29 protein-coding genes are annotated in these 25,283 nt (G+C 66.6%); 18 read left to right on the top strand and 11 right to left on the bottom strand.

The window, feature by feature from the left end; genetic code table 11:
- Positions 1 to 145 precede the first annotated feature (145 nt).
- Complete coding sequence (locus ACZLZY_RS16745; RefSeq protein WP_472935340.1) at positions 146 to 886, bottom strand: GntR family transcriptional regulator; 741 nt, start codon at positions 884 to 886, stop codon at positions 146 to 148.
- A 222-nt stretch (positions 887 to 1,108) separates the two neighbouring features.
- On the opposite strand from ACZLZY_RS16745, the gene ACZLZY_RS16740 reads away from it, so the two are divergent.
- A complete protein-coding gene (locus ACZLZY_RS16740) occupies positions 1,109 to 2,356 on the top strand; it encodes an enolase C-terminal domain-like protein (RefSeq protein WP_472935339.1) in 1,248 nt (415 codons plus the stop codon).
- Between the two features lie 183 nt (positions 2,357 to 2,539).
- Positions 2,540 to 2,764: a hypothetical protein gene (locus tag ACZLZY_RS16735; protein ID WP_472935338.1), complete on the top strand. Its 225-nt coding sequence runs from the start codon at positions 2,540 to 2,542 to the stop codon at positions 2,762 to 2,764.
- Positions 2,765 to 2,873: 109 nt separating this feature from the next.
- Here the strand turns inward: ACZLZY_RS16735 and ACZLZY_RS16730 are convergent, their stop codons facing one another.
- Entirely contained in the window at positions 2,874 to 3,161 is a 288-nt protein-coding gene (locus ACZLZY_RS16730) for a hypothetical protein (RefSeq protein WP_472935337.1), read from the bottom strand.
- Between the two features lie 211 nt (positions 3,162 to 3,372).
- Here ACZLZY_RS16730 and ACZLZY_RS16725 point away from each other — a divergent pair, with 211 nt between their 5' ends.
- Together ACZLZY_RS16725 and ACZLZY_RS16720 are read left to right on the top strand one after the other, a co-directional pair.
- Positions 3,373 to 3,630 (top strand): hypothetical protein, encoded by a 258-nt coding sequence (locus ACZLZY_RS16725; protein ID WP_472935336.1) that lies wholly within the window; start codon positions 3,373 to 3,375, stop codon positions 3,628 to 3,630.
- The gene (locus ACZLZY_RS16720; RefSeq protein ID WP_472935335.1) at positions 3,627 to 4,826 is read left to right on the top strand and encodes a DUF2778 domain-containing protein; all 1,200 of its coding nucleotides are present in this window, start codon (positions 3,627 to 3,629) and stop codon (positions 4,824 to 4,826) included. The genes ACZLZY_RS16725 and ACZLZY_RS16720 overlap by 4 nt, the downstream gene beginning before the upstream one ends.
- Before the next feature lie 34 nt (positions 4,827 to 4,860).
- Here the strand turns inward: ACZLZY_RS16720 and ACZLZY_RS16715 are convergent, their stop codons facing one another.
- A complete protein-coding gene (locus ACZLZY_RS16715; RefSeq protein ID WP_472935334.1) occupies positions 4,861 to 6,201 on the bottom strand; it encodes an Nramp family divalent metal transporter in 1,341 nt (446 codons plus the stop codon).
- A 201-nt stretch (positions 6,202 to 6,402) separates the two neighbouring features.
- On the opposite strand from ACZLZY_RS16715, the gene mntR reads away from it, so the two are divergent.
- The gene (gene mntR, locus ACZLZY_RS16710) at positions 6,403 to 6,840 is read left to right on the top strand and encodes a manganese-binding transcriptional regulator MntR (RefSeq protein ID WP_472935333.1); all 438 of its coding nucleotides are present in this window, start codon (positions 6,403 to 6,405) and stop codon (positions 6,838 to 6,840) included.
- A 96-nt stretch (positions 6,841 to 6,936) separates the two neighbouring features.
- On the opposite strand, the gene ACZLZY_RS16705 is transcribed toward mntR, so the two are convergent.
- The gene (locus tag ACZLZY_RS16705; RefSeq protein WP_472935332.1) at positions 6,937 to 7,659 is read right to left on the bottom strand and encodes a TetR/AcrR family transcriptional regulator; all 723 of its coding nucleotides are present in this window, start codon (positions 7,657 to 7,659) and stop codon (positions 6,937 to 6,939) included.
- Between the two features lie 114 nt (positions 7,660 to 7,773).
- Here ACZLZY_RS16705 and ACZLZY_RS16700 point away from each other — a divergent pair, with 114 nt between their 5' ends.
- Both ACZLZY_RS16700 and ACZLZY_RS16695 read left to right on the top strand, forming a co-directional pair.
- Positions 7,774 to 8,592: an SDR family oxidoreductase gene (locus ACZLZY_RS16700; RefSeq protein ID WP_472935331.1), complete on the top strand. Its 819-nt coding sequence runs from the start codon at positions 7,774 to 7,776 to the stop codon at positions 8,590 to 8,592.
- 2 nt (positions 8,593 to 8,594) lie between these two features.
- Positions 8,595 to 9,110, top strand: coding sequence for a MaoC family dehydratase (locus ACZLZY_RS16695; RefSeq protein ID WP_472935330.1), 516 nt, complete (start codon positions 8,595 to 8,597; stop codon positions 9,108 to 9,110).
- Positions 9,111 to 9,140: 30 nt separating this feature from the next.
- On the opposite strand, the gene ACZLZY_RS16690 is transcribed toward ACZLZY_RS16695, so the two are convergent.
- Positions 9,141 to 9,977: a transglutaminase-like domain-containing protein gene (locus tag ACZLZY_RS16690; RefSeq protein WP_472935329.1), complete on the bottom strand. Its 837-nt coding sequence runs from the start codon at positions 9,975 to 9,977 to the stop codon at positions 9,141 to 9,143.
- Between the two features lie 171 nt (positions 9,978 to 10,148).
- Between ACZLZY_RS16690 and gph the strand changes: the two genes are divergently transcribed.
- The 7 genes from gph to ACZLZY_RS16655 all read left to right on the top strand — a co-directional run bounded on the left by gph (position 10,149) and on the right by ACZLZY_RS16655 (position 14,424).
- Positions 10,149 to 10,856 carry a phosphoglycolate phosphatase gene (gene gph, locus ACZLZY_RS16685; protein ID WP_472935328.1) on the top strand — a complete coding sequence of 236 codons (708 nt, stop codon included), beginning with the start codon at positions 10,149 to 10,151 and terminating at the stop codon, positions 10,854 to 10,856.
- A complete protein-coding gene (locus tag ACZLZY_RS16680) occupies positions 10,853 to 11,557 on the top strand; it encodes an HAD-IA family hydrolase (RefSeq protein ID WP_472935327.1) in 705 nt (234 codons plus the stop codon). Before gph ends, ACZLZY_RS16680 begins: the two co-directional genes overlap by 4 nt.
- A 116-nt stretch (positions 11,558 to 11,673) precedes the next feature.
- Positions 11,674 to 11,916 (top strand): DUF2188 domain-containing protein, encoded by a 243-nt coding sequence (locus ACZLZY_RS16675; protein ID WP_472935326.1) that lies wholly within the window; start codon positions 11,674 to 11,676, stop codon positions 11,914 to 11,916.
- Positions 11,917 to 12,196: 280 nt separating this feature from the next.
- Positions 12,197 to 12,919: a helix-turn-helix transcriptional regulator gene (locus ACZLZY_RS16670; protein WP_472935325.1), complete on the top strand. Its 723-nt coding sequence runs from the start codon at positions 12,197 to 12,199 to the stop codon at positions 12,917 to 12,919.
- Positions 12,920 to 13,214: 295 nt separating this feature from the next.
- Positions 13,215 to 13,916 carry an acyl-homoserine-lactone synthase gene (locus ACZLZY_RS16665; protein ID WP_472935324.1) on the top strand — a complete coding sequence of 234 codons (702 nt, stop codon included), beginning with the start codon at positions 13,215 to 13,217 and terminating at the stop codon, positions 13,914 to 13,916.
- Positions 13,913 to 14,101 carry a hypothetical protein gene (locus tag ACZLZY_RS16660; protein WP_472935323.1) on the top strand — a complete coding sequence of 63 codons (189 nt, stop codon included), beginning with the start codon at positions 13,913 to 13,915 and terminating at the stop codon, positions 14,099 to 14,101. The genes ACZLZY_RS16665 and ACZLZY_RS16660 overlap by 4 nt, the downstream gene beginning before the upstream one ends.
- Positions 14,102 to 14,193: 92 nt before the next feature.
- Positions 14,194 to 14,424: a helix-turn-helix domain-containing protein gene (locus ACZLZY_RS16655; RefSeq protein ID WP_472935322.1), complete on the top strand. Its 231-nt coding sequence runs from the start codon at positions 14,194 to 14,196 to the stop codon at positions 14,422 to 14,424.
- A 222-nt stretch (positions 14,425 to 14,646) separates the two neighbouring features.
- Here ACZLZY_RS16655 and ACZLZY_RS16650 read toward each other — a convergent pair whose 3' ends face one another.
- The 6 genes from ACZLZY_RS16650 to ACZLZY_RS16625 form a co-directional block, all read right to left on the bottom strand.
- Entirely contained in the window at positions 14,647 to 14,892 is a 246-nt protein-coding gene (locus ACZLZY_RS16650) for a formate dehydrogenase subunit delta (protein WP_472935321.1), read from the bottom strand.
- On the bottom strand, positions 14,882 to 15,727 hold the full coding sequence (fdhD, locus tag ACZLZY_RS16645) for a formate dehydrogenase accessory sulfurtransferase FdhD (RefSeq protein ID WP_472935320.1): 846 nt from the start codon (positions 15,725 to 15,727) through the stop codon (positions 14,882 to 14,884). Before fdhD ends, ACZLZY_RS16650 begins: the two co-directional genes overlap by 11 nt.
- A 1-nt stretch (position 15,728) precedes the next feature.
- Positions 15,729 to 18,575 (bottom strand): formate dehydrogenase subunit alpha, encoded by a 2,847-nt coding sequence (gene fdhF, locus ACZLZY_RS16640; protein WP_472935319.1) that lies wholly within the window; start codon positions 18,573 to 18,575, stop codon positions 15,729 to 15,731.
- Between the two features lie 49 nt (positions 18,576 to 18,624).
- Positions 18,625 to 20,178 (bottom strand): formate dehydrogenase beta subunit, encoded by a 1,554-nt coding sequence (locus ACZLZY_RS16635; protein WP_472935318.1) that lies wholly within the window; start codon positions 20,176 to 20,178, stop codon positions 18,625 to 18,627.
- Positions 20,175 to 20,648, bottom strand: a complete 474-nt coding sequence (locus tag ACZLZY_RS16630) for a formate dehydrogenase subunit gamma (RefSeq protein ID WP_472935317.1) — start codon at positions 20,646 to 20,648, stop codon at positions 20,175 to 20,177. The genes ACZLZY_RS16635 and ACZLZY_RS16630 overlap by 4 nt, the downstream gene beginning before the upstream one ends.
- A 98-nt stretch (positions 20,649 to 20,746) precedes the next feature.
- Complete coding sequence (locus ACZLZY_RS16625) at positions 20,747 to 21,628, bottom strand: LysR family transcriptional regulator (RefSeq protein WP_472935316.1); 882 nt, start codon at positions 21,626 to 21,628, stop codon at positions 20,747 to 20,749.
- Positions 21,629 to 21,802: 174 nt separating this feature from the next.
- On the opposite strand from ACZLZY_RS16625, the gene ACZLZY_RS16620 reads away from it, so the two are divergent.
- The 4 genes from ACZLZY_RS16620 (at position 21,803) to ACZLZY_RS16605 (ending at position 25,280) form a co-directional block, all read left to right on the top strand.
- Positions 21,803 to 22,438: a YjbE family putative metal transport protein gene (locus ACZLZY_RS16620; protein WP_472935315.1), complete on the top strand. Its 636-nt coding sequence runs from the start codon at positions 21,803 to 21,805 to the stop codon at positions 22,436 to 22,438.
- 22 nt (positions 22,439 to 22,460) lie between these two features.
- Complete coding sequence (queF, locus tag ACZLZY_RS16615; protein WP_472935314.1) at positions 22,461 to 22,910, top strand: preQ(1) synthase; 450 nt, start codon at positions 22,461 to 22,463, stop codon at positions 22,908 to 22,910.
- A 93-nt stretch (positions 22,911 to 23,003) separates the two neighbouring features.
- A complete protein-coding gene (gene ribB / locus ACZLZY_RS16610; protein WP_472935313.1) occupies positions 23,004 to 24,131 on the top strand; it encodes a 3,4-dihydroxy-2-butanone-4-phosphate synthase in 1,128 nt (375 codons plus the stop codon).
- Between the two features lie 90 nt (positions 24,132 to 24,221).
- Positions 24,222 to 25,280, top strand: a complete 1,059-nt coding sequence (locus tag ACZLZY_RS16605) for an NAD(P)-dependent alcohol dehydrogenase (protein ID WP_472935312.1) — start codon at positions 24,222 to 24,224, stop codon at positions 25,278 to 25,280.
- Positions 25,281 to 25,283: the final 3 nt, after the last annotated feature.

Here is a 25,283-nt window from a genome sequence, read left to right as displayed (position 1 = left end):
GCCCGTGACGACCTAGCGCGGGAGCTCGACGCCCGGGACCGCGACATCGTGGCGCTCCATCACTCCTAGTCATGGCGCTTGACGCAGCCCCTTCGGTCCGTATCCACCTACCTCATGCGCGGTCGCTGAGACCCTCGGCTTCGCATCAGCAGCCGAAAAGGTCCGGCCGGGTCTCGTTCAAGCGACGAACCGTCCGGAGGACTTCCTGGAGATGCGCGGTCATGCCGGCGGCGGCCGTGTCGGCGGCGCCCTCTTCCACAGCATTCAGGATGGAGGTGTGCTGCTGGTGGAGGTGCTGCAGGTGCCCGTCATCCGGAAGGCTGAGGTAGCGCACCCGGTCCATCTGCAATTTCACCGACTGCACCACGCGCCAGCTGCGGGGAAGCCCGGCCTCCTCGCAAAAGCTCCGGTGAAAATCCTCATCGAGCGCGAGAAACCGCTCGCGGTCGCCTTGCGCCACTGCCCCGGCCTGATCGGCAAGGTTTCGCCGCCCGGCGTCGAGGAAGGCTGCGGAAGCCCTACCCGTCAGGCGGCGGATCACGCAGACCTCGAGCGCCTCGCGGATGAACTGTGCTTCCTCGACATCGCCGAGCCGGATCGGGGCGACGAAGCTGCCGCGCTGCGGAAGGATGTCGATCAGCCCCTCGTCGGCCAGCCGGATCAGCGCCTCGCGGATCGGCGTCCGGCTGACGCTGAAGTGCTCGGCCAGATCCTTCTCGCTCAAGGCTTCCGAGGGAAGGATCGCCAACGTGGTGATCGACCGTCGCAGCCGCTCGTAGATCTGCGGCGCGATGGGAAGCCTCGGATTGACCGGCTCGCTCGCCCAGTTCGGCAAGACCGGCCCCCCTGACGTTTCCGGCCGCCGCTGGACATTCCTGGTGGTCATCAACAGTCCCTCGGCTTGTCCGGCATGACGCAGGAACCCTAGAATTTGACGGGCGAAAGGGGAAAGCGTCTTTCGCGAATAAGACAGCGAAAGCCTGTCGACTTGCCGGGTGCAATGGTCAATGCGGACCGATCGACACCGATAGGATGCTCGCGACGGCTACGCTATTCCCTCCTACCATGCTACCATGGCAGCTGGAGACAGCAAGCCGGGGAGCGTGGCGTGAAGATTACCGACATCAGGGCAACGACGATCACGGTCCCGCTCGAGGCCGCGCTGCGGCACAGCAACGGCACCCATTGGGGGCGGTTCGTGCGGACCATCGTCGAGGTCGACACGGATGAGGGGATCACCGGCCTTGGCGAAATGGGCGGTGGCGGCGAGAGCGCGGCGCTCGCCTTTGCCGGGCTGAAATCCTACCTCGTCGGCCACGATCCCTTCGATCTCAACCGCATGCGCTATGCCATCTGCAACCCGACGGCCTCGCTCTACAACAACCGGACGCAGCTGCATGCCGCGCTGGAGTTTGCTTGCCTCGACATCATGGGCAAGAAGCTCGGCGTGCCCGTCTACCAACTCCTTGGGGGCCGGGTACGCGAGACCGTCGGCTTCGCCAGCTATCTGTTCTTCCGCTATCCCGACCGGCGCACCGGCGAGGGCGAGGTTCGGACGGTCGAGCAGCTGCTGGCGCACGCCCATCAGCTGAAGGCGGAGCATGGCTTCACCGCCCACAAGCTGAAGGCCGGCGTGTTCCATCCCGACTACGAGCTGGAATGCTACCGGGCCCTCGCCGCGGAGTTTCCCGAGGACACGCTGCGCTACGACCCGAACGCAGCGCTGTCGGTCGAGCAGGCGCTCCGCTTCGGCCAGGCCATCGAGGGCCTGCGGAACGATTATTTCGAAGACCCGACCTGGGGCTTTGCCGGCATGCGCCGGCTGCGCGAGAAGCTGTCGATCCCGCTGGCCACCAACACCATCGTCGTCGACTTCGAGCAGCTGGCGACCAATGTCCGCGATCCCGCCGTCGACGTCATCCTGCTCGATACGACCTTCTGGGGCGGCATCCGCGCCTGCATCCGTGCCGGCCAGATCTGCGACACTTTCGGCCTCGGCATCGCCGTCCACTCGTCCGGCGAACTCGGGATCCAGCTTGCCTCCATGCTGCATCTCGGCGCCGTCCTGCCGAACCTCGTCTTTACCGCCGATGCGCACTATCACCACCTGAAGGACGACGTCATCGTCGGCGGCAAGATGGCTTACAAGGACGGCGCCATCGCGGTGCCGGAAGGTCCTGGGCTCGGCGTTACGCTCGACCGCGAGAAGCTCGGCACCTATGCCGAGCTCTACCGCTCGCTCGGCGGCTATCCCTACGACCGCGATCCCGGCCGGCCCGGCTGGTATCCACTGCTGCCCAATTCCGATTTCGCCGATCACCGCGTGGCGATGAGCCCCGACCTCGGCCTGGGCTGAGGCGAAGCGGGCCGCGGTCGCCGGCAGGCAGAACCAGGCGGAAGACCGGACGGAAGGGGCTGAGGGAACAGCAGTCGGCGCCCGGGGTTAGCCTTCCGCGACGTCGGCCAAACGGCTTGCGGCGCATCGGGACACTTCGGGCGCTAAAACTGCCCTCGCCCGCCCCTTCACAAAGGACATTTGATGGCCACCCCCCACATCTTTTCCAGAAACTCTTCCGCCGAGAACGACAGGGTACCGGCAGAAGGCGGCATGCCCCGCACCGCCGACACGCTGGTTGGCAGCAAGGGCTCGCCCGATCCGGATTATCACCCCGAGGCGCTTGCCAACGCGGTCGCCGACAGCGAGGCCGGCGCGATCCCCGACAATGACGAAGGCGGCATCACCCCGCTGAAGCCTCGGGACTAGTCCGGACGGACCGGTTGGTTTCATCCGCCGGTCGCACGCGGCTCGCCGACTTCACTTCAGCTCGCAGCCCGCATGACGACGGAACGCGTTTGGTCGTCAGCGAGGGGCGTTAATTGGTGGCAGATCGCTCATCGGAGCGGTAGGCCGCCCTGGCGTCCGCCACCGGCGCTGCTGGATCTTCGGCCGCGTGCACGCTGAGAAGAGCGGCCGCGACCGGATCGGTCAAGGTCTCGGCGGAAGAGAGCGTCGGTCGCTCCTGGACCGCGTCGGGAGCGACCGGCTCCTGTGGCAGGACCAGCTCTTCCGGTGCAACCACCAGATCCTGGTTGGTGTCGAGCATCGACACGTATTTCGCTGCGGCCGTGGCCGGGGTGAGAAAGGATTCGATGCTGCTCATCTGCTCCACCGCAAAGTTCCCGCATTGACCCTGCCAGAAATGGCTTGCACCGGACTGACCTAGGGGAAGCTCTCGCCTCTCCCAGAATAGAGGTGTCGGCCGGCTCATTCGCCGCCCGAGATCCCGTGCGATTTAACCTGGGTCCGCCGACGGCCCTCACCGACGCGCACGTCCCCTTCCAGCGTCGCCGGCTCACGCCGCGGCTTGCCTTATGGCGCTGATCGCCGGCCGTATTTCCGACCGACGTCTGCCTTTCTTCGATCCCATCCTCGGCGTATCGGACGCCCGCCGCCGACAAGGCATGCGGGCGATCGAAATTACCAACGGCCTGAAATCGCGCGGCGAAAGGACTTTGGTAACCATAAGCAGCCATGCTGAGGGTGCGATGACTGAAGTCAGCTCCGGCGTTCCCCAGCGGGTTCTCGCACATCATCCCGCTCTCGCGAGCAGAAGCCGGCGCCCCAGATGACACGACACGCAGCCCAACCCGTCCGCAAGCCAAGCGCCCGGAAATCCCTTCTGCGCTCCTGCGCGCTGATCGGCACGTTCGGCGGCGGCACCGCCGTCGTTGCGGCCATCCTCGCCGCCCCCGCCCCGCACCGATCGCCCGCCGTGCCGACGGCCGCCTGGGTCGCACCGTCGCTGCCGACCGTCCCTGTGGCGGCCAAGGAGGCGCGCGTCCACACCCCGAAGGTCGCCGTCGTCACGCCACACCCGGCCGCCCGACCGCATCATCAGGAGGCGGCCATCAGGAGCCAGCGGCTGACGACCCTGACGGCGGCGATCCCACGCCCCGCGGCGCCGACGTCGCCGCTGCCACTGTCGCACCTCGCCGCCCTCGACGCGGCGGCGGCAGCCTCCTTCGTCGCGCCCGTCGCCGTTCCGCTGCCGGCCCCGGTCCGGGTGGCAGCCCTCGCCGCAGAATCCCCTGTCGTCCTCGCCAGCCTCTCGACCGCCGTCAAGGCGCCGCTGCGGCCGGAAGTCGTCGAGGACCATGTCGAGACGCAGCTGCCGGAGCTGAAGCCGGAATCGGCGGTCGCGGCGCTGACGCAGGCGATCGACGATGCCGCGATCCCACTGCCGGCGGCACGACCCGAGCGGATCCTGCCGATCCCGCCCCGCCGCCGCGGACTGCCAAGCCCGAACGTCCTCGCCTACGCCCGGCCCGATGCCGGTATCGAGGCCGTGCCGGACGTCGAGGAGACGGCGCCGATGCAAGGCCTCGGCCGCGGCGTCGCGGTCTACGACATCTCGGCAGCGACGGTGTATCTGCCGAATGGCGAGAAGCTCGAAGCGCATTCGGGCCTCGGCCGGATGCGCGACGACCCGAGCCAAGTGCACCAGAAGAACCGCGGACCGACCCCGCCCCACACCTATGATCTGAAGATGCGCGAGAGCCTGTTTCACGGCGTCGAGGCGATCCGCCTGAACCCGATCGGCGGCCAGCAGAAGATCCACAACCGCGATGGCCTGCTTGCCCATACCTACATGCTGGGCAAGGGCGGCGATTCCAACGGCTGCGTTTCCTTCAAGGACTACAAGCGCTTCCTTGCCGCTTTCAAGCGCGGCGACGTGAAGCGGCTGGTAGTGGTCTCGAGCATGCGCTCCTCCCGCCTCGCCCGGCCGAAATCGCTGATCGCCAGCCTGTTCTCCAGGAAGAGCTGACGGAAGCGACAGGCGCCCCCGTACGCGCCTGTCGCTACAGCACGAAGTCGACCAGCAGCTTGATGTTGAGCAGCGCGATCACGATCGCGATGGCGAAGGCCGAGACCACCAGCCAGAGCGGCGCCACCAGCGCGCCCATCTTGGCGCGGTTGGAGGTGAACATCACCAGCGGGAAGACGGCGAAGGAGAGCTGCAGGCTCAGCACCACCTGCGTCAGCACCAGAAGCTTGCCGGTGCCGGAATTGCCGTACCAGATGGTCACGCCGGCCGCCGGCACGATGGCGATTCCGCGGGTGATCAGCCGGCGCAGCCACGGCGCCAGCTTGATGCGCAGAAACCCTTCCATGACGATCTGCCCGGCGATCGTCGCCGTCACCGTCGAGTTGATGCCGCAGCAGAGCAGCGCGACGCCGAAGAGGGTCGGCGCGATGGCAAGGCCGAGCAGCGGCGCGAGCAGGCTGTGCGCCTCGCCGATCTCGGCGATCTCGGTGCGGCCGCTGGCGTAGAAGGTCGCCGCCGCCAGGATCAGGATCGCGGCGTTGATCAGCAGCGCGAACATCAGCGCGACGGTGCTGTCGATCGTCGCGTATTTCAACGCCTGGCGCTTATCCGGGATCGTCGTGCCGATCTCGCGGGTCTGCACGATGCCCGAATGCAGATAGAGGTTATGCGGCATCACCGTCGCGCCGAGAATGCCGAGCGCAAGGTAGAGCATTTCCGGATTGGTGACGATCTCGGTCGTCGGCGCAAAACCGCGGATGACGTCGCCCCAGTTCGGATCGGCCATGGCGATCTGCACGGCGAAGCAGACGGCGATGACGCCGAGCAGCGTGATGATCAGCGCCTCGACCCAGCGGAAGCCGACCTTCTGCAGATAGAGGATCAGGAACACGTCGACCGCGGTGATAAGGACGCCGATCTCCAGCGGAATGCCGAAGATGAGGTTGAGGCCGATCGCCGTGCCGATGACCTCGGCGATGTCAGTGGCGATGATCGCAACCTCGGCCATCGCCCAGAGCACGTAGGTGACCGGCCGGGGATAGGCGTCGCGGCAAGCCTGTGCCAGGTCGCGGCCCGAGGCGATGGCAAGCCGGGCGCACAGCGACTGAAGGACGATCGCCATGATGTTGGAGACGAGCGCCACGACCAGCAGCGTGTAGCCGAAGCGCGAGCCGCCGGCGATCGACGTCGCCCAGTTGCCGGGATCCATGTAGCCGACGGCGACGAGATAGCCGGGGCCGAGGAAGCTTGCCGCCTTGCGCCAGTTCGGCGCCCGCGGGTCGATCTTCACGCTGCGGTGGACGTCCGCCAGCGATCCGTCGCCGCGATCGTGGCGCCAGCCCCTCGGGTTGGCAACCTCGGCATTCGACGTCATGGCGATCATCCTTCCAGCATGGCCCGCGGCGCGCGCCCCCTTCGCCCGCCCGACACCATGGCGACGACCCCATGGCTGGGAGAAAGGAAGGCTCATTTGCGAATATCTATGCACCGGCATTGAAGTTTGTCCAGTGACAAACTTTGCGTCTCGGGTACTGTCCGCTTATGCAGGAGCAGGAAACGCGGGAGAGGACCACGGATGGCGGGCGAGGACGAACCAGTGCGCAATGTCGCCGTGACCCGCCTCGCCGCGCGTTTCGCAAGGGTTCGCGAGGCGCACCAGTCCGAGCTGGCCGAGGACTATGTCGAGATGATCGACGATCTCATCGTCCGGCACGGCGAGGCCCGCGCGGCGGATCTCGCCGAATGCTTCGGCGTGTCGCCCGGCACGGTCGCGCGCACGGTGCAGCGGCTGGTGCGCGACGGCCTGGCCGCGAGCGAGCCTTACCGCGCGATCTTCCTCACCGAGAAGGGCAAGGCGATCGCCGCCGAGGCCCGCACGCGCCATCATCTTGTCCATGATTTCCTGATCGCGCTCGGCGTCAGCGCGGAGGCTGCCGAACTCGACGCCGAGGGTATCGAGCACCATGTCGGGCCGGAAACGCTCGCCGCCTTCCGCCGCCACCTTGGGCGCTAGCGGCCCCGGCTGACGGACAAGCGCTGGGCAGTCCGGCCCTCGGGACGAACAGGGCACCCCTGCCGTCAGGCGTCGTCGACGCGGCTTCGCGGCGTGTCAGAATTCCTCTTCGATGATGCCAGCCCCCGCCCCTGCACCGCGCAGCGCAAACAAAGCGAGGTCGCGGGCGGGATGCTTCGGTGCACCGGATGCGTTCGCCGGCCAGAACACGGGCGCATCGATCACGGCCATCAGCGCGCCGAGCGCCAATGGAGCGGCGATCGGGGAAACGAGGTCGCCCTCGGCGACCGCTGCCGCCAGCGTCTTGCCGAACAGCGCGACATAGCGGGCGCGCTCGGCGTCTAATTCTGTCGTCACCGCTGGGTTTCCGGCGAGAGCACTGCCCCGCCTGCCATAGCCGTGCAGCATCGCCTGCTGCACGGCCGCGTGCTCCAACACCGCGCCGACATGCGCCTCGATCATCCGGCGCAGCCGGCTGACGGCCCGGTCGCGTGCGCTCGCTGCGGGCAAGACGGTCGCAAAGGCGAGGGCGAACCCGCGCCGGCAGACGTCGCCGTACAGATCGTCCTTGGACCGGTAGTGGTGGTAGACGAGTCCTTTTGTCGCTCCCATCCGGCGCGCCAAGGCATCGATCGACGTCCGCTCGAAGCCGTCCTCGCGAAATGTCGACGCGGCGGCCGTGAGAAGCGCGTCGCGTGAGACCGCCCCGCTATCGCTGACCGTCTCGCGCCGCCCCTCGATGAAACGACTATGCCGTGCAGAGCCCAAACGCTGCTGGCTGTCTACGGAGCCAGGGGAAGAAGCCGGTTGATCCGCCATCGCACGTGCTCCTGAAGGGGTCCGCTCCAGCTGGACATACGGAGCGGTATGCTGTCAATTTCGGAAAGGCCGCCTCGCGTTGAGGGACGGCGATGAGGGGCAAGGGAGACGCGGATGCAGATCCTCCAGCGATTGTTTTCGGTCGAGGGCAAGACCGCCCTCGTCACCGGCGGCGGCACCGGCATCGGCCGGATGATCTCCGAAGGCCTGGCGGCCGCGGGCGCGCGGGTGCTGATCGCCTCGCGCAAGCGCGAGGTCTGCGAGGCCGCCGCCGCCGAGATCAACGCCGCCGGCCTTCCCGGCCGTGTCGAGACGCTGCCGGGCGACGTCGCGACCGAGGCGGGCGTCGACGCCCTCGCTAAAGCAGTCGGCGCGGCGAGCGACCGTCTCGACATCCTCGTCAACAATGCCGGCGTCTCGTGGGGCGCGCCGCTCGGCGCGTTCCCGCATGCCGCCTGGTCGAAGGTCATGGACGTCAACGTCGCCGGCCTGTTCACGCTGACACAGCGCCTGTTGCCGCAGCTGGAGGCTTCCGCCTCCGCCGGCGATCCCGCCCGCATCGTCAACATCGGCTCGGTCATGGGCGCCGCCCCGCTTGGCGACGGCGCCTATTCCTATGCGGCCTCCAAGGCGGCGGTGCACCACCTGACGAAAATCCTCGCCAAGGAACTCGCCGGCCGGTCCATCACCGTCAACGCCATCGCGCCCGGTGTCTTCCAGAGCCGGATGACGGCGTTTGCCACCGGCACCGCCGAGAAGGCTGCGGCCGTCGGCGGCAATGTGCCGCTCGGCCGGCTCGGGACGCCCGACGATATCGCTGCGCTTGTGCTGTTTCTTTGTGGGCGCTCGGGCGCGTATATGACCGGTGCGATCCTGCCGCTCGACGGCGGGATCGGCGTCCAGACCGGGCGCGGATTGTTCGAGGAAAGCTAAACTTGTCAGAAGCAGAACGGGCCGCAGAGGCCGAGGCCATCCGCCGCAAGCTGATCCCGCTGGAGGACTACCGGGCCCTCGTCGACGGCGAGGAGTTCGTCTCGGACTGGCTGACGGTCGACCAGTCGATGATCGACACCTTCGCCGATGCGACGCTCGACCACCAGTTCATCCACGTCGACCCCGCCCGCGCGCTGGCCGAGACGCCGTTCGGTGGCACCATCGCGCATGGCTTTCTGACCCTGTCGCTGCTGTCGGTCCTCGCCTTCGGAGCGTTGCCGGGCGTGCGCAAGACGCGCATGGGCATCAATTACGGATTCGACCGCGTCCGCTTCATGAACCCGGTCAAATCCGGCGCCCGGGTCCGCGGCAAATTCCAGCTGGTCGGGCTGACCGAGCGCGCGGTCTCCGTGCAGTCGGCCTGGAGCGCGACGGTCGAGATCGAAGGCGCGCTGAAGCCGGCGCTCGTCGCGCACTGGATCACGCTCGCCGTGCTCGATCCGGACGCAGCCGACTGACGCCGAAGACGGCCGAGGCCAGTGCGCGACTCAGACGGCGGACACGCTGATCGCATCCGTCGTCGGCACGTACCAGTCTGGGCCGTCGAGCGCCTCGATCCGCACCGACATGTCGGTCGGCGACACCATGCCGGTATAGTTGGAAAACGCGACCTCGGCCGCGTCCCGGCCGACGCCGATGCGTACCAGGCCCTCGATCGCCGCTTGCCTTGTCGGGTCGAACAAGTACCAGCGGCCGCCGAGATAGGCCTCGAACACCGCGTGGAAATCCGGCGGCTGCAGGCGCCAGGCGTAGACGCTGACGTACCGTGCGGGAATGCCGAGCGCGCGGCAGAGCGCAATGCCGAGATGGGCGAAGTCGCGGCAGACGCCGGCCCGGTCAACCAAGCTGTCGAGCGCCGATGTGTGCTCGTCGCTGGAGCCCGCGACGTAGCCGAGATGCGCGTAGATCCAGTTGCAGATGCCGGTGACGCGGTCATGCCCGCGGTCCATCGCGCCGAACTCGACATTGGCGAAATGCGCCAGCCGGTCCGCCTCGCAGTAGCGGCTCGGGTAGAGATAGGCGAGAACCGCGGGCGGCAGTTTCTCGATGTCGATCTCGCGGATCGGCGTCGCGGTGGCGCGCAGCGGCGTCAGTTCGACCAGCGCGTCGTAGCGCACCGACAGCGGACCTGGCCCGGCCTCGAAGCGCACGCAGCGATTGCCGGTTTCCGGCATGACATAGTGCTCGAGGAGCGATGACGGCGAGACGGTCAGCGTCTCCTCGATCACCCGCTGATTCTCAGCCTCGAAGGCCTGGACGTTGAAGGTGAAAAGACACCGCTCGTGCGCCTCGTAGGCGAGATAGCAGCCGACCTTGAATTTCATGGGATGGTTCCGGCGTTCGAGGGCAGTGCAGCATCGCGATGACATTGACGGCCTTAGGTGCAGCGCGCAATCGTGTAAAGATGGCCCTGGGCCGGCAAGCGATCCGCCGGCAGTTTCACCGGCCGGTGTGGCGCGCGGATGAAGGCGCGCCCATGGAAAGGATTTCGCCCCATGCCCCCTTTGACCTGGCCGAAAGCCGTGCTGTTCGACCTCGACGGAACGCTGATCGATTCCGCCCCCGACCTCCACGCCGCGCTCAATCAGACGCTGGAGAGCTATGGCGAGCCGCCCTACACGCTGGAGGCGGTGACCGGCATGATCGGTGCCGGCGTGCACAAGCTGATCGAGCGTGCCTATGCCGGTCTCGGCAAGGACCTCGACCCGGCGACGCGCGAGCGGATCGTCGAGCGCTTCCGCTCGATCTACACCCCGCGCTCTACCGAGCTGACGACGCTGAATCCCGGCGCCAGCGACACCACGCGCGACCTCTCCGCCGGGGGCGTCAAGGTCGGCGTCGTCACCAACAAGCCCGGCGCCGAGACGCATGACATCCTGACCCATTTCGGCCTCGCCGACTTGATGGACGTCGTCGTCGGCGGCGATGCGGGCCCCGCGACCAAGCCGGCGCCCGGCCTCATCCTGCACGCTTGCCAGCTGCTCTCGATCGAACCGTCGGAGGCCGTCTTCGTCGGCGACAGCGAGAACGACGTCATGGCCGCCAAGGCCGCTGGCATGCTGGTCGTGGCGGTGCGGGGCGGCTACACCAAGGTTGGCGCCGACGGGCTCGGGGCTGATCTCGTCATCGCCCGGCTCGACGATCTGCCGGGCGCGCTGGAGACGCTGAGCGCACACGCCGGGTCATCCGGGTCCAAGGCATGACCGCCTTGATCTTCGACGTCGACGGCACGCTGGTGGAGAGCGAGGAGCTTCACCGTAACGCCTTCAACGAAGCTTTCGGCAAAGCGAACCTCTCCTGGCACTGGGATACCTACCGCTACAAGGAACTGCTGAAAGTCTCCGGCGGCAAGGAGCGGATGCGGGCCTTCGTCGACGAGGAGGAGATCACGCCGGCAACGCCGCTCGACGAACTGGTCGAGCACCTGCACCGCACGAAGACAGAGGTCTATACCCAGGCGGTGCGGGACGGCGCGCTCGCCCTGAAGCCGGGCGTCGCCGCTTTAATCGCCGAGGCTCGGCGCCGCGGCGTGCGGCTGGCGATCGCTACCACCACCACCCGCGACAACGTCGATGCGCTGCTCCAAGCGGTCTTTCCCGGCGAGAGCGGCATCTTCGAGGTGATCGCCTGCGGCGACATGGTGCCCGCCAAGAAGCCGGCGCCCGACGTCTACGAACTGGCGCTGCGCGAACTCGGCCTGCCGGCTTCCGCTTGCCTCGCTTTCGAGGATTCCAGCAACGGCCTTCGCGCCGCCAAGGCAGCAGGGCTGCGCTGCATCGTGACGCCGGCCCTCTATACCGCCGACGAGGATTTCACCGACGCCGATCTGGTCCTGGACGACCTCACCGGCCAGGCCGCGATATTCGCGCTCCTCGGGGACGACGGCGGCGCCCGGAAGGACTAGACTGCGCCTCTTGCGGCAGACGCCCCGCGGCGGGAACGGGCCGGACAGCCGGACGTTTTTGCGACAGGACAAGACGGCCGATCGGTTGATCGGCTGCCCCGAACAGAGGAAGCGACATGAGCGAACTGGACTATAAAATCGTGCAGCACGATGGCGGCTGGGCCTACAAGGTCGACGACGTTTTCTCCGAAACGTTCCCGACGCACGACCATGCGCTGGAAGCTGCGAAGGATGCCGCCGCGCGCCAGGGCCTTTCGGGCGAGACCGACGGCATTGTCTACCAGGACAAGGCCGGCAAATGGCACGAGGAGGTTGCCGACGGCACTGATCGCCCACAGACCCACGTCACCGACAACTGAGGGTGGCAGCCGCCGCGGGCAGGCGTCCTGCCCGCGGCGCTACAGGCGCTTGTTATGCCGAACAGATTCTTGGGCGAGGCTACAACCACCGCAATAGGGCACGTCATTTGCCACAGCGAAGCCGCCATTTTGCCGTGAATTTGCCGAATTTGGCTGGCCCGTAATTATTTACCGTGACACATACCGACCTACTTTCAAAAAGGTCTGTTTTGACCTTACGTCATGAGGGATAGTGCCGTCTGCCGGCGCCATCACGGTATGTAGTGGAGCCCCTTTCGCAATGTGCGTCGAGCTGGCAGCGTTCGAATTCATCGATAAGACCCGGGAACTGACGGACCCGAAGGAGATTCTGGCGAACCTCCAAGCCGAGAGCGCGGCGCTCGGATTCGAGCATTTCCTCATCACCGGCCTGCCCATGAAAATGGAAGATCTGGCGCCACTAGTGATGATCAACGCGTGGCCGGAAGAGTGGTACGACCGCTATACCGAGTCCAACTACTTCGCCATCGACGGCGTCGCGCAATGGTCGCTGAAGACCACGCGACCCTACCTCTGGCGCGACGTTCCAGCACCGCTTGCGCAGTCCAAAGGCGCCCTTCAGGTCAACGGCGAGGCGCGTGAGAACGGCTTTGTCGATGGGTACGTGGTGCCGATGTACTCCGCCCGGCACTGGCAGACGGCGGTCGCCTTCGCTTCGTCGGAAACCTCGAGCGCCTCGCCGCGGGACCTCTCGGCGCTGCAGCTCATGGGCATCTTTGCCGCCGATGCGGTACGCCAGCTGCTGGATCCGCCGCGCGACGCCAAGCCCATCCTGTCCAAGCGCGAACGCGAGTGCCTCACGTGGGCTGCCGCCGGCAAGTCCAGCTGGGACATCTCGGTCATTCTTGGGCTCGGCCAGCACACCGTCCGCGGCTATTTCAGCAGCATTCGCGCCAAGCTCGATGTCGCGACGCTCGCCCATGCCGTTTCCGAGGGCATCCGCCGCGGCGAAATCCGCCCCTGACACCGCCGGGGCGCGAACGCCCGCGTCAAGCATGGATCACTCCGGTTCCAAACTGCCAGTCGGGGTTAAGGGCCGCTGGCCAATAGTGCTGAAAGAGATTTCAAAGACGCCATCCGTTTGAGAAGGCCGATCTATTTGATAGCCGGCTTACGGGCGCGGGACACGATGCCACTGGCGAAGGCGGCCGATAGCGACGTCCGCTGAAGTCATCCGGCCGCAGCGTCAATCCCCTCCGTTGCGCGGATGGGACCGAAGTCAGTCACTCACTAACCTCCTCCCAACCTGGGAGGTGTCGATGCTGCAAGTGCATGTTGTGACCGCCGCCAACCGGACCGCCTACGAAGACGAGATGGAGGTGTTCTTCCAGTGGCGGTACCGAATCTATGTCGAGGAGAAACACTGGATGCCGCCGAAGCCGACGGGTCTCGAGACCGACCAGTTCGATACCGACGACGCAACCTATCTGCTCGCCTTCCGCGATGCAGAATTCGTGGCGGGCAGCCGGCTGCGTCCCTTCTCCACACCGACTCTTCTTGGGGAGGTGTTTCCCCATCTCGTCGCCAAGCCGATGCCGTCCGGTCCGACCGAGGCCGAATGGACCCGCATGTTCGTCGTCCCTACAGCGCGTGGTCGCGGCCGTCGGAGCGTCGCCAGTTCGATGTGCTGTGCCGTCATGGAATACTGCCTCGATGCCGGCGTCTCCCGGCTCGGGGGCATTCAGGAAACCTACTGGCTACCGCGCTGGACCGATTTCGGCTGGCAGGTTTCGCCGCTTGGGCTGCCGCAGGACGTCAACGGGCAGTCCTGCATCGCGGCGATGTTCGACGTGACGCCGCGTGCCCTCTCGGCAGCCCGTCGCGCCGCCGGTATCGAGGGCAACCAGATCCTTCACTTCGGTCCGCATCGCGACTTTGTGACCGCTCTTACGCAGCCGCGCATTCCGCTCCAACCGCCCGTCAGATCGAGGATCGATGGGCTCCCGAAAGTCTTGTCATGACCCCCTCGAAGAACCATTGCCAGATCGCCGACAATGACGACGATCGCTATGCTGCCGACGTTGCAGCGCTGGTGCATTTCTCCGCCTATATCGCGCGAGAAGCCCGACGGCTGGGCCTGCCTGCGGCTGCGGAAAAAGCCCGGGTCATGCAGAGTGAGTTGTTGTCTGCCTTGCCGCACAACTAATTCGAAAGCGTGTCCGCAAATTGGCGTTGAGTCTGGGACGAAAGCGGTTTACCTCAGAGTGAAGTCCTCGGAGGTAAGGCCCTTTGCGTGTAGTGCCTGATGTCATCGATGTTCATGTGGGACGCCGCGTCAGATACATGCGGATCCTCTGCAACCAGACGCAGGAAGAGCTGGGCGAGCGCATCGGCGTGAGCTACCAGCAGATCCAAAAATACGAGACCGGCGCCAACCGCATCAGCGCGAGCCGGCTCTACTGGATTGCCGTGCAGTTCTCGGTCGCGCCCGGCTGGTTCTTCGAAGGCCTGGAGCAGGTCGACCCCTGATCCTCAGGCGGTGTGGATTGATCCCGCTGTTGCGGGGCAAGCCGCCCCTCTGCCGATGCTGCCAGAGCAGTGGGGAACGGGCAGCAATCGATCCTCTGATCGATTTTATCGGCAAAGCCCGCTCAATCTCTCCAAACGCGCACGGGACTTGCGTCCCCTCAAATGGCATAGGGACGGACGCAGACGCCTCCGCCCTTCACGATACTGAGAGACCTTTGGGCCTTATGCCTCCGGCAGGATCTCGATCGGCGGCGGCCGGCGGATATGGGCGACCGCGTCCAGCACCAGCGGGTGGACGCCCTCGGTCTCGCCGCCCTCCAGCCGCTCCAGCAGCTTGCGCCGCATGCGCGGCTCCCAGAACTTGTTGATGTGGTCGGCGACATCCGCGGTCTGGCGGGCGCCACGCGGATTGGTCTCGCAGAAGGCGGCGATCTGGTTCGCCATGTGGATGAGTTTGTCACGCTGCATGGCTGGCTCTCGGGGCTGCGGCGCTGGCGCCGGAAACGCGGATGGGGTGGGTGAAGATCTCGAACTCGTCGCCGCGCGCGATAGCGACGAGCGTCACGCCGGCGGCTTCGGCCTCGCGGATCGCCAGCGCCGTGGGCACCGAGACCGCGGCGATGAGACCGACGCCCATGATCGCCGCCTTCTGGATCAGCTCGACCGAGACGCGGCTGGTGATGGTGAGGAAGCCCTCGGCCGGGTTGACTCCCGACATCGCCAGCGCGCCGGCAACCTTGTCCAGCGCATTGTGGCGGCCGACGTCCTCGCGGGTCACCGTCCGGCCGGACGGGTCATGAAACGCTGCCGCATGAACGGCCCGGGTCTCCCGCCCGAGCGTCTGCAGCCGTGCCATCGCTTCCATCCCGGCGACAATTTCGGCAGGGCCGAAAACCGTATCGGCGGTCACGACCGGCAAGGCGGGCGCGGCGAGTTCCAGCGACTCGACGCCACAGAGGCCGCAGCCGACGGGCCCCGTCATCTGCCGCCGCCGGGCGGTGTAGGTCGCGCCGCGCGCGTCGGAGAGGCGGATCTGGCAGTCGAGACCGAGTTCGGTCTCGACAACCTCAATGCGCTCGATCTCGGCGCGCGATGCCACGATCCGCTCGTTCAGCGCGAGGCCAAGGCCGAGCTCTTCGACGTGATCAGGCGTCGCCATCATTACGGCATGGGTCGAGCCGTCGATCGAGATGGCAATCGCCACCTCCGCCGGCACGGCCCGCTCGCCCGAGACGAACGCACCGCCCCGGTACGAGATAGTTGCCACCCGCGGCGCGGACGCCGCGGGAATTGTCGGCGCCATCTTATTCCGCCGCGTCGAGCACGGCGATGCGGCGGCTTTCCTCGGTCAGCTCGCGGTATTCCTCCTGCCACTCGGTCGGGCCGTTGGACGGCGAGATCTGCACCGCGGTCACCTTGTATTCCGGGCAGTTGGTCGCCCAGTCCGAGAAGTCCGTGGTGATGACGTTCACCTGGGTCATCGGGTGATGGAAGGTCGTGTAGACGACGCCGACGGCGACGCGGTCCGTGACCTTGGCTCGCAGCGATGTCGAGCCGGCGCGGCTGTCGAGCTTCACCCAGTCGCCGTCCCGCACGCCGCGCATCTCGGCATCGTGCGGGTGGATCTCGAGGAGATCCTGGTCGTGCCAGACGACGTTGTCGGTCCGCCGCGTCTGGGCACCCACATTGTACTGCGACAGGATGCGCCCCGTCGTCAGCAGCAGCGGGAAACGCGGCCCGGTGCGCTCGTCGGTCGCGACATATTCGGTGATGACGAACTTGCCCTTGCCGCGCATGAACTCGCCGATGTGCATTGTCGGCGTGCCCTCCGGATGATCCTCATTGCACGGCCACTGCACCGAGCCCTTCTCCTCCAGGAGCGCATAGCTGACGTTCTTGAAGGTCGGGGTCACCGAGGCGATCTCGTCCATAATCTGGCTCGGATGGGTGTAGTTCATCTCCATGCCGATCGCCTGCGCGAGCAGCTGCGTCACCTCCCAGTCGGCATAGCCGGCCTTCGGCGACATCACCTTGCGCACGCGGTTGATGCGGCGCTCGGCATTGGTGAAGGTTCCGTCCTTCTCGAGGAAGGACGAGCCCGGCAGGAAGACGTTGGCGTAGTTCGCCGTCTCGTTCAGGAAGAGGTCCTGGACGATCAGGAGCTCCAGCGCGTCGAGGCCGGCCGACACGTGCTTGGTGTCCGGGTCGGACTGCAGGATGTCCTCGCCCTGGACGTAGAGGCCCTTGAACGTGCCGTCGACGGCGGCGTCGAACATGTTGGGGATGCGCAGGCCCGGCTCGTGGTCGATCTTCACCTTCCACAGGCTCTCGAAGGTCTCGCGCACCTCGTCGCTGGAGACGTGGCGGTAGCCGGTGAACTCATGCGGGAACGAGCCCATGTCGCAGGCGCCCTGCACGTTGTTCTGGCCGCGCAGCGGGTTCACGCCGACGCCGCGCCGGCCGATGTTGCCGGTGGCCATGGCAAGGTTGGCGATCGACATGACCGTCGTCGAGCCTTGGCTGTGCTCGGTGACGCCGAGGCCGTAATAGATCGCGCCATTACCGCCGGTGGCGTAGAGCCGTGCCGCCTTGCGGACCAGCTCGGCGTCGACGCCGGTGACGCCGGCGACAGCCTCCGGCGAATGCCGGTCCTCGGCGACGAAGGACGCCCACTCCTGGAACTCGTCCCAGTCGCAGCGCTCGCGGATGAAAGCCTCGGCCATCAGCCCCTCGGTGACGATGACATGGGCGATCGCCGTCATCATCGCGACGTTGGTGCCAGGCTTCAGCGGCAGATGATACTCGGCCTCGATGTGCGGGGTGCGCACGAGGTCGATGCGGCGGGGATCGATGACGATGAGCTTGGCGCCCTCGCGCAGCCGCTTCTTCATGCGTGACGCGAAGACCGGATGGCCGTCGGTCGGGTTGGCGCCGATCACCAGGATGACGTCGCTGTCCTCGACGCTGTCGAAGTCCTGCGTGCCGGCAGAGGTACCGAACGTGGTCGACAGGCCGTAGCCGGTCGGCGAATGGCAGACGCGGGCGCAGGTGTCGATGTTGTTGTTGCCGAAGCCCGCGCGCACCAGCTTCTGAACGAGGTAGACCTCCTCATTGGTGCAGCGCGACGACGAGATCGCGCCGACCGAGCCGCGGCCATAGCGGCGCTGGATGTCCTTGATCTTGGTCGCTGCAAAGGTCAGCGCCTCGTCCCAGGAAACCTCCTGCCACTCGTCCTTGTAGGTCGGGCGGATCATCGGCTTCAGGATGCGGTCTTTGTGGGTGGCGTAGCCGACCGCGAAGCGACCCTTGACGCAGCTATGGCCTCGGTTGGCCTTGCCGTCCTTGGAGGGGACCATGCGGACGAGTTCTTCGCCGCGCATTTCCGCCTTGAACGAGCAGCCAACGCCGCAATAGGCGCAGGTCGTCACCACCGAGTGCTCGGGCAAGCCGATCTGGATCACCGACTTCTCTTCCAGCGTCGCGGTCGGGCAAGCCTGCACGCAGGCGCCGCAGGAGACGCATTCCGAAGAGAAGAAATTGTCCGACATCAGGCCGGCGGAGACCTGGCTGCCGAAGCCCCTGCCCTCGATCGTCAGCGCGAAGGTGCCTTGCACCTCCTCGCAGGCGCGGACGCAGCGCGAGCAGACGATGCATTTGGCGGGGTCGAACTGGAAGTAGGGGTTGGACTGGTCCTTCTCCTTCTTCAGGTGGTTCTCGCCCTCATAGCCGTAGCGCACGTCGCGCAGGCCAACGGCGCCGGCCATGTCCTGCAGTTCGCAGTCGCCATTGGCCGCGCAGGTCAGGCAGTCCAGCGGGTGGTCGGAGATGTAGAGCTCCATCACGCCCTTGCGGATGCGCTTCAGCCGCTCGGTCTGGGTGGAGACCTTCATGCCCTCCATCACCGGCGTCGTGCAGGAGGCCGGCGTGCCGTTGCGGCCCTGGATCTCGACGACGCAGACGCGGCAGGAGCCGAAGCTGTCGAGCATATCGGTGGCGCAGAGTTTCGGTACCTGGATGCCGGCATCCATCGCTGCCCGCATGATCGACGTGCCTTCCGGCACCTTGATCTCGAAGCCGTCGATGGTGACGGAGACTTCCTTCTCCGCCTTGGATTTCGGGGTACCGTAGTCGATTTCGTGGACGAGGCTCATGGCCGGGCTCCTGTCGATCCGGAAAACGCGATGGTCGCGCGAAGGGCGGTCATTCCGCCGCCTCGCGCATCGGGGTCCCGTGGAAATCTTCGGGGAAATGGGTGATGGCGCTCATGACGGGATATGGCGTGAAGCCGCCGAGTGCGCAGAGCGAACCGAACTTCATGGTATTGCAGAGGTCCTCGACCAGCGTCAGGTTGTCCGCCGGGTTCTGCCCTTCGATGATCTTGTCCATGGTCTCGCGACCGCGCACCGCGCCGATCCGGCAAGGCGTGCACTTGCCGCAGGATTCCACCGCGCAGAACTCGAAGGCGAAGCGCGCCTGCTTCAGCATGTCGACGCTGTCGTCGAAGACGACGATGCCGGCATGGCCGATCAGCCCGTCGCGCGCGGCGAAGGCCTCGTAGTCGAACGGCGTGTCGAACAGTTCGCGCGGGAAATAGGCGCCGAGCGGCCCGCCCACCTGCACCGCCCGCACCGGACGGCCCGAGGCGGTGCCGCCGGCGATGCCGTCGACGATCTCGCCGAGCGTCAGGCCAAAGGCCGTCTCGTAGACGCCGCCGTATTTCGCATTGCCGCCGATCTGGATCGGGATCGTGCCGCGCGAACGGCCGATGCCGAAATTCTTGTACTGCTCGGCACCCTCGGCCATGATCACCGGCACCGAGGTGATCGAGATGATGTTGTTGATCACCGTCGGCTTGCCGAACAGACCCTTGTGCGCCGGCAGCGGTGGCTTGGCACGGACCTGGCCGCGCTTGCCCTCGAGGCTTTCCAAGAGCGCCGTCTCCTCGCCACAGACATAGGCGCCGGCGCCGACCCGCATCTCGATGTCGAAGACATGGTCGGACCCCATCACCGACGCGCCGATGATGCCGGCCTCATAGGCCTTGGCGATCGCCGCCTCGACGACGCGGATCGCCACCGGATATTCCGAGCGGGTGTAGATGTAGCCCTTGGTCGCCTTGGTCGCGAGGCCGGCGATCGCCATGCCCTCGATCAGGCAGAACGGGTCGCCTTCCATGATCATCCGGTCGGCGAAGGTGCCGCTGTCGCCCTCGTCGGCATTGACGACGATGTACTTGCGGTCGTCCTCGGTCTCCAGCACCGTCTTCCACTTGATGCCGGTCGGAAAGCCTGCGCCGCCGCGGCCGCGCAGGCCGGAATCGGTCACTTCCTGCACGATCGCCTGCGGCGTCATCGCCAGGGCGCGCGTCAAGCCGTCGAAGCCGCCATGCGCGCGGTAGTCGTCGAGCGACAGCGGATCGGTGATGCCGCAGCGCTTGAAGGTCAGGCGGGTCTGCTTGGCAAGGAAAGGGATTTTCTCGGTCGGGCCGAGCCGCTTGGCATGCGCACCGCCGGTCAGGAAGCCGGCGGACAGGAGCTCGGCGATCTCGCCCGGCTCGATCGGGCCGTAGGCGATGCGCCCCTCATCCGTCTCGACCTCCAGCATCGGCTCCAGCCAGGCCATGCCGCGCGATCCGTTGCGTGTGATAGCGACGTCGTGACCACCGCGCGAAGCAGCCAGCGTCAGCTCATCAGCGATCTCGTCGGCACCGCAGGCGACGGCGAAGGAGTCCAGCGGAATGAAAACCCGGGTCATAGGCGTACCTCGTCGACGATGGCGTCGACCTTCTTCTGCGACAGGCGGCCGATCAGCCGTCCGTCGAGCATGGCCGACGGGGCGGTGGCGCAGAGGCCGAGGCAATAGACGGCCTCGAGCGTCACCTGGCGGTCACTGGTGGTCTCGCCGAACTTGATACCGAGCGCTGCCTCGATCGACGCGGCTAAAGCATCGCTGCCCTTGGACTGACAGGCTTCGGCCCGGCAGACCTTCAACACGTGTCGGCCGTGCGGCTCCTGGCGGTAGTCGTGGTAGAAGGAGAGGACGCCGTAGACCTCGGCGCGCGACAGGTTGAGGCCTGCGGAAATCAGTCGGACCATCGCCTCGTCGACATGGCCGTAGCGTTCCTGCAGGGCGTGGAGGATCGGCAGCAGCGGCCCCTCCAGGCTTTTCAGCTCGTTGATGATCTCGCTGCAGTCCTCGGCGCTGAACGCCGCATGATAGGTCACCGGTCGTCGCCTCCCTTAGAACGGTTTCAAACAGGAAAAGCTTTTCTTACGCCAAAATCAATGGTGGAACCCCGTTCCTCGATAGGACTTCTCTATCGTCAGAGCGCTGCCCAGCTGGCTTCGTCCCAGAAGGCCGCCAACAGCGGCGGACGGGGATCTCGGCGGGCGGCGACAAGGCCGATGGAATAGCTGACATCCGGCGTCCCGATCGGGATCGCCCGCACCGGTTCGGCGAGGCCGAGGATCTCGGCCGAGCGGAACGGCATGATCGTCGCGAACTTGCCGGTGCGCACATGCGCGATCAGCGCGATCATCGAATTGGATTCGAGGACGGTCGCGAAGGGAACGCCGGCAGCGCCGAGCAGGCGGTTGAGGATCTTACGGTTCTGCATCGTGTTGGACAGGAGGCACAGCGGGATCGACGCCGCTTCCGCCCAGGTGACACTGGCCTGGTCGGCGAAGGGGTTGCCCGCTGTCGTCACCAGGCAGTAGCGCTCGGCGTAGAGCGGCTGGCAGTCGATGCGGTCGAGCCTGTCGTCCTCGAGATAGGTGATGCCGAGGTCGATCTCGAAATTCTCGATGCCGGTGATGATCTCGCTCGAGGTGCGCGAGACGATCTCGAAGGTGACGCCCGGATGCTTCTCGAAGAACGGCGTCGTCAGCCGTGACACCACCGCCAGCGCCGTCGGAATGACGGCGATCCGCATATGGCCGGAGATGCCAGACCGCAGGGCCCGCAGTTCCTCCTGCATGGTCCTGACATCCTCGACGATCCGCCGCGCCCAGACCAGCACCCGGTCGCCCTCGTCGGTAATGCCCTGGAAGCGCGAACCACGGTTGGCGAGCGTCACGCCGAGTTGCTCCTCCAGCTGCTTGATGCCGGCCGACAGCGTCGGCTGCGTCACCCCAAGCCGCTCGGCCGCGCGGCCGAAATGGCGCTCGGCGGCCAGGGCGATGAAGTATTCGAGTTTGTCGATCATGCCTTACCCTAGACCACGCCCCTTGCGTGGTCATGGCGTCGCTCCGGCGGCTCCCGGTGATGCCATGGCTTCCCGTCGGCATTTCGAGGCGCTAGGAAGGGCGCGGCTTCGGCTTGTCGCCTGCCGGCGCATCGCGCAGGATGCGCCATCCCCCTTTCCCGACCGCGAGACCGCATGACCGAAACATTCTGGGCGGCCGAATTCGCGGCGCTTCTCCAGGTGCTGCTGATCGACGTGGCGCTCGCCGGCGACAACGCCATCGTCGTCGGCATGGCGGCTGCCGGTGTCGATCCCGCGATTCGCGCCCGCGTCATCTTCTGGGGCATCGCTGCCGCCGTGGTGCTGCGCATCGCGCTGGCGCTCGTCGCGGTGCAGCTTCTCGACATCGTCGGGCTGACGCTCGCGGGCGGCCTGCTGCTGCTCTACGTCTGCTACAAGATGTTCCGCGAGATCCGCGAGGGCAACCAAGACCCCGACGCACTGTCGCTTGACGCGAAGGCCCCGCACAAGAGTTTCGGCCAGGCGCTGTTCCAGATCATACTCGCCGACCTCTCGATGTCGCTCGACAATGTTCTCGCCGTCGCCGGCGCGGCGCGCGACCATGCCGAGGTGCTGGTCGTCGGCCTCCTGATCTCGGTCGTGCTGATGGGAGCTGCCGCCACCCTCATCGCGCGGCTGCTGCACCGCTACCGCATCATCGCCTGGCTTGGCCTTGCGGTGATCGTCTTCGTCGCCGTCCAGATGATCTGGAACGGCTATTTCGAGGTGGCCGATGCCGGCATCCTGCCCGCCCTCCCCCTCCCGAACTGAACTGTCCCGTGAAAGTCCCGACATGACCCTTTCCCAGCTCGGCGCGGATGCCCGCCCCGCCGCCTCTCCCGACGAAGCCGTTCTCGAGACCGTGCCCTACGACAGGATCGACGGGCCGCCGACCATCGTGCGCTTCACCTGCCCGGAGTTCACCTCGCTCTGCCCGGTCACCGGCCAGCCGGATTTTGCCCACCTCGTCATCGACTATGCGCCGGACGAAAGGCTCGTCGAATCGAAGTCGCTGAAACTCTTCCTGACGAGCTTCCGCAACCATGGCGCCTTCCACGAATCCTGCACGGTCGAGGTGGCGCGGCGCATCGTCGAGGTGACGCAGCCGCTCTGGCTGCGGATCGGGGGCTACTGGTATCCACGCGGCGGCATTCCGATCGACGTGTTCTGGCAGACCGGCGCCCCGCCGGAGGGCGTGTTCCTGCCGGACCAGGGCGTGCCGACCTACCGCGGCCGCGGATAAACCGCGCGTCGGCCGCACCACGGACGTTGATCGGAGCGCCGGCAAAGCTTACGAGCTAGGCCGAAGGCGGGCATGGCAGCAGGAGTGAAGGCAATGGAACTCGACAGCATCGAAGACGCGATCGCCGCGATCGCCGCCGGCGAACTGGTCGTGGTGGTCGACGATACCGACCGCGAGAACGAGGGCGACCTGATCATGGCCGCCGCCAAGGCGACGCCGGAGAAGATGGCCTTCATGGTGCGCCACACCAGCGGCATCATCTGCGTGCCGATGACCGGTGCCCGCGCCGACGCGCTCAACCTGCCGCCGATGGTCGCCAACAATCTCGACCCGATGCGCACCGCCTTCACCGTGTCGGTCGACTACAAGATCGGCATGACCACCGGCATCTCCGCCGAGGAGCGCACCAACACCGTGCGGGCGCTGGCCAACAGCAACTGCAGCGGCGGCGACTTCCTTCGCCCCGGCCACATCTTCCCACTGATCGCCCGCGCCGGCGGCGTCCTCACCCGCTCCGGCCATACCGAGGCCGGCTGCGACCTTGCCGAACTCGCCGGGCTCGACCCGGTGGGCGTGCTGGCCGAGGTGGTCAATGACGACGGTACGGTGAAGCGGCTCGGCGAGCTCATCCCCTTCGCCCGCGAGCATGGCCTCAAGATCATCTCGATCGAGGACCTCATCTCCTACCGCATCCGGCGCGAGTCCTTCGTGTCTTGCGTCGGCGAGGAGACGATGACGATCGGCGGCATGGAAGGAAAGGTACGGATCTACGAGACGCCCTTCGATGCCATGCAGCATGTCGTCGCCGTCTTCGGCGATGTCCGCGGCCACGAGAAGGTGCCGACCCGCATCCACCGCGAGCAGCCGATCGTCGACCTTTTCGGCCGCAGCGACAGCACGCGCAACTGGGTCGACGTCGCCGTCGAGACCATCAAGGCGCACGGCAAGGGCGTCCTGATGCTGCTGCGCCAGCCCAATGTCGACGACTTCGAGGCCTCCACCATCGGGGCGGCCGACGATGTCGAGGCACCGACCGACGGCGAACGGCACGCCAGCGCGCGGACGCGCCTGCAGCGCTGGCGGGAGGTCGGAATGGGCGCGCAGATCCTGCGCGATCTCGACGTCCGTTCGATCTCGGTGCTGGCGACGCAGGAGCGCTCCTATGTCGGCCTCACCGGCTTCGGCATCGAGGTCGCCGGCACCATCCTCGTCGAGGACTGAAGCGGCGAGCAGTACTTCGGCTGGGAGGAGACCGGCCGTGACATCGACCCGCGCTGCGATGCGCGCGCGGCACAGCAAAGGAACGGCCTCATGACCGCAGATACCCGCGCCCTCGTCCTCGAAGAGCAGCACAAGCTCTCGCTGCGCGACTTCCCGATCGACCAGCCGCTCGGGCCGGAAGACGTGCGCATTTCCATCCACACCGTCGGCATCTGCGGCTCGGACGTCCACTACTACACCCACGGCGCCATCGGCTCCTTCGTCGTGCGCGAACCGATGATCCTCGGCCATGAGGCGTCCGGCGTCGTCAGCGAGGTTGGCGCCGCGGTGACGAGCTTGAAGGTCGGCGACCGCGTCTGCATGGAGCCGGGCATTCCGAACCCGACCTCGAAGGCGACGCGTCTCGGTCTCTACAACCTCGACCCGGCGGTGCAGTTTTGGGCGACGCCGCCGGTGCACGGCGTGCTGCGCTCGAGCGTCGTCCATCCCGAGGCCTTCACCTTCAAGCTGCCGGACAGCGTCTCCTTCGCCGCGGCGGCGATGGTCGAGCCGCTCGCCGTCGGCGTCCACGCCGTCACCAAGGCGTGCGCCGCGCCTGGCCATATCGCCGTCGTCATCGGCGCCGGCCCGATCGGCCTCGTCACCGTGCTGGCGGCGCTCGCCGGCGGCGCTGCCCACGTCATCGTCTCCGACGTCGACGACACCAAGCTCGAGATCGCCCGCGGCCTCGGCGCCGTCTCCACCGTCAACGTCACGCGCGAAAACCTTGCCGAGGCCGTGAAGGCCGCGACCGAGGGCTGGGGGGCAGATGCGATCTACGAGTGCTCCGGCAACGAGCGCGCGATCACCTCGATCTTCGAGGCGCTCTGCCCCGGCGGCGTCGTCGTCCTTGTCGGCATTCCGCTGAAGCCTGCGGCCTACGACGTGGCAGCGGCCATGCTGAAGGAGGCCCGCGTCGAGCACGTCTTCCGCTACGCCCACGTCTTCCCGCGCTGCGTCGCCATGCTCGCCTCCGGCACGATCGACGTCGCGCCGCTAATCACCCGCACCTTCGCCTTCGAGAACAGCGTCGAAGCCTTCGAACTTGCCGCCAGCGCCCCCGCGGGCGAGGTGAAGATGCAGATCACCATGGGCCTGCCCGGGAAGTAACCG

This window comes from Mesocryomonas lacus, from assembly GCF_055730135.2.
The sequence above is the reverse complement of the archived record's forward strand: the minus strand, read 5'-3'. Positions and strand labels throughout refer to the sequence as shown.

Bases quoted from the DNA above. Each gene is read 5' to 3' on its own strand.
- ACZLZY_RS16745 (WP_472935340.1), bottom strand. From the start codon at position 886: ATGACCACCAGGAATGTCCAGCGGCGGCCGGAAACGTCAGGGGGGCCG.
- ACZLZY_RS16735 (WP_472935338.1), top strand. From the start codon at position 2,540: ATGGCCACCCCCCACATCTTTTCCAGAAACTCTTCCGCCGAGAACGAC.
- ACZLZY_RS16730 (WP_472935337.1), bottom strand. From the start codon at position 3,161: ATGAGCAGCATCGAATCCTTTCTCACCCCGGCCACGGCCGCAGCGAAA.
- ACZLZY_RS16725 (WP_472935336.1), top strand. From the start codon at position 3,373: ATGGCGCTGATCGCCGGCCGTATTTCCGACCGACGTCTGCCTTTCTTC.
- ACZLZY_RS16720 (WP_472935335.1), top strand. From the start codon at position 3,627: ATGACACGACACGCAGCCCAACCCGTCCGCAAGCCAAGCGCCCGGAAA.
- ACZLZY_RS16715 (WP_472935334.1), bottom strand. From the start codon at position 6,201: ATGACGTCGAATGCCGAGGTTGCCAACCCGAGGGGCTGGCGCCACGAT.
- mntR (WP_472935333.1), top strand. From the start codon at position 6,403: ATGGCGGGCGAGGACGAACCAGTGCGCAATGTCGCCGTGACCCGCCTC.
- ACZLZY_RS16705 (WP_472935332.1), bottom strand. From the start codon at position 7,659: ATGGCGGATCAACCGGCTTCTTCCCCTGGCTCCGTAGACAGCCAGCAG.
- ACZLZY_RS16700 (WP_472935331.1), top strand. From the start codon at position 7,774: ATGCAGATCCTCCAGCGATTGTTTTCGGTCGAGGGCAAGACCGCCCTC.
- ACZLZY_RS16690 (WP_472935329.1), bottom strand. From the start codon at position 9,977: ATGAAATTCAAGGTCGGCTGCTATCTCGCCTACGAGGCGCACGAGCGG.
- gph (WP_472935328.1), top strand. From the start codon at position 10,149: ATGCCCCCTTTGACCTGGCCGAAAGCCGTGCTGTTCGACCTCGACGGA.
- ACZLZY_RS16680 (WP_472935327.1), top strand. From the start codon at position 10,853: ATGACCGCCTTGATCTTCGACGTCGACGGCACGCTGGTGGAGAGCGAG.
- ACZLZY_RS16675 (WP_472935326.1), top strand. From the start codon at position 11,674: ATGAGCGAACTGGACTATAAAATCGTGCAGCACGATGGCGGCTGGGCC.
- ACZLZY_RS16670 (WP_472935325.1), top strand. From the start codon at position 12,197: ATGTGCGTCGAGCTGGCAGCGTTCGAATTCATCGATAAGACCCGGGAA.
- ACZLZY_RS16665 (WP_472935324.1), top strand. From the start codon at position 13,215: ATGCTGCAAGTGCATGTTGTGACCGCCGCCAACCGGACCGCCTACGAA.
- ACZLZY_RS16660 (WP_472935323.1), top strand. From the start codon at position 13,913: ATGACCCCCTCGAAGAACCATTGCCAGATCGCCGACAATGACGACGAT.
- ACZLZY_RS16650 (WP_472935321.1), bottom strand. From the start codon at position 14,892: ATGCAGCGTGACAAACTCATCCACATGGCGAACCAGATCGCCGCCTTC.
- fdhD (WP_472935320.1), bottom strand. From the start codon at position 15,727: ATGGCGCCGACAATTCCCGCGGCGTCCGCGCCGCGGGTGGCAACTATC.
- fdhF (WP_472935319.1), bottom strand. From the start codon at position 18,575: ATGAGCCTCGTCCACGAAATCGACTACGGTACCCCGAAATCCAAGGCG.
- ACZLZY_RS16635 (WP_472935318.1), bottom strand. From the start codon at position 20,178: ATGACCCGGGTTTTCATTCCGCTGGACTCCTTCGCCGTCGCCTGCGGT.
- ACZLZY_RS16625 (WP_472935316.1), bottom strand. From the start codon at position 21,628: ATGATCGACAAACTCGAATACTTCATCGCCCTGGCCGCCGAGCGCCAT.
- ACZLZY_RS16620 (WP_472935315.1), top strand. From the start codon at position 21,803: ATGACCGAAACATTCTGGGCGGCCGAATTCGCGGCGCTTCTCCAGGTG.
- queF (WP_472935314.1), top strand. From the start codon at position 22,461: ATGACCCTTTCCCAGCTCGGCGCGGATGCCCGCCCCGCCGCCTCTCCC.
- ribB (WP_472935313.1), top strand. From the start codon at position 23,004: ATGGAACTCGACAGCATCGAAGACGCGATCGCCGCGATCGCCGCCGGC.
- ACZLZY_RS16605 (WP_472935312.1), top strand. From the start codon at position 24,222: ATGACCGCAGATACCCGCGCCCTCGTCCTCGAAGAGCAGCACAAGCTC.